General features: G+C 38.9%; 1 protein-coding gene. It reads right to left on the bottom strand.

What is annotated here, in order from left to right; genetic code table 11:
* Positions 1–59: 59 nt before the first annotated feature.
* The gene (locus EKM83_RS13185) at positions 60–1319 is read right to left on the bottom strand and encodes an ISL3 family transposase (protein ID WP_125577978.1); all 1260 of its coding nucleotides are present in this window, start codon (positions 1317–1319) and stop codon (positions 60–62) included.
* Positions 1320–1480 lie beyond the last annotated feature (161 nt).

Consider the following 1480-nt stretch of genomic DNA (forward strand, 5'->3'; position numbering starts at 1 on the left):
GGCTCTTTGTCAACTGTTGTTGGTAATCGGCTGTCTGAGGTTGCCTAATCGTATTATGATTAGGCAGCCTTTTTAATTCCGAATACTAGATGAATCCTTAATCTAAAGCTACTAAAACAACCGAATCCGTAGCTGACTCGCTTGATTACTTTGATTTTATTATTGATACCTTCCATTGGTCCATTAGAATAATTGTATTTTAGCGCATTGTACACAGATTCTTGGTGTTCTCTCAACGTATTTAACGGTGTTTCAAGCTCTTCGGGGTAATCATTCTTCTTGTCTAGAATGGTTACTAGTTTGGACGTGTGACGATACTTGACGGCTCGCCGAACGGTCTGTAAAAGCTCATACGCTTGGCGTAATTCATCATTGAAGCTGAGAATGTAATCGACCGTACTATTCTCAGTATTAATTCCTGAGAGATGAGTGAAATTATGATAGACGTTGAAGTTCAGCTTTTCATTAGGTTTTAAGAGTAGTTTCCAGTATCGTTTTAAGATCTTATGGTTGATATTTGAATTGGCATAGGACTTCATTATACGAACTCTCACACGATTGAAACCACGCATTATAGAACTCACGATGTGGAACCTATCGGTTACCACAATCGCGTTTGGAAAAACGGTTTCTGTCAATTGCGGATACGTGTAATTCATATCTGTCACAATGATTTTCACGCCTTCTCGCGCAGCCTTAGTATATCGATTGAAGTATTTTTCGAGATCATACAGGGTTCGTGATTCAAGGATATCGATAAATTCGTTTCGCATACCGTCCATAAAGACAAAGCTCATTGCACCTTTGGCATCTTTGGTAGACTTGACTTCATCCATATTAATAACTGCTGGCAACCAGCTGTAATTTGTCTTAATATCCGGTTGGTAGCTACGCATGATTCGTAAAACACTCGTACTCGAAATGTTTAATTCGTTTGCGATATGCCGCATTGAAACCGTCTCACTGAGCTTTACTAAACACGAGATCCGGCTGACGTTAGAGATGGTGTGGTTTCGCTGAACTAACGACGTTTCTGCCAGAAAGTATTGATGGCATTGCTTACACTTGAAATTACGTTTTTTAAGGTGAAGTTTAACGTCTCGTTCAACGGCTTGTGGGAGTTTAACCGTGGTCCAACGCCAACCGTATTTGATAATGCTCTTCTGGTTCAAAACGCCACATTTAGTACAAGCTTTTGGACGGTAGTCTAAAAGTGCCTGTACCTTGAGTGGTCCCTTTACTTCTAAGGGATTCATTATTTTCAGTTTTTTAATATTAGGGTCTTTTATCCCCAGAATAATTTTAGTATCATTGGACATAGGATATAGTCACTTTCTTTCTCTTGAAATGTGGTAGTGGATGGACATAGATCTGCGACTATATCCCTTTTTTGTACCCATTTTTACTCTATACAGTATACAAAAATATCCGCTGCCAGTAACCAATTAAGTTGATTACCAACAACAGATATTTTAGAACC

The organism is Levilactobacillus angrenensis, assembly GCF_003946085.1.
Classification (GTDB): Bacteria; Bacillota; Bacilli; order Lactobacillales; family Lactobacillaceae; genus Levilactobacillus; species Levilactobacillus angrenensis.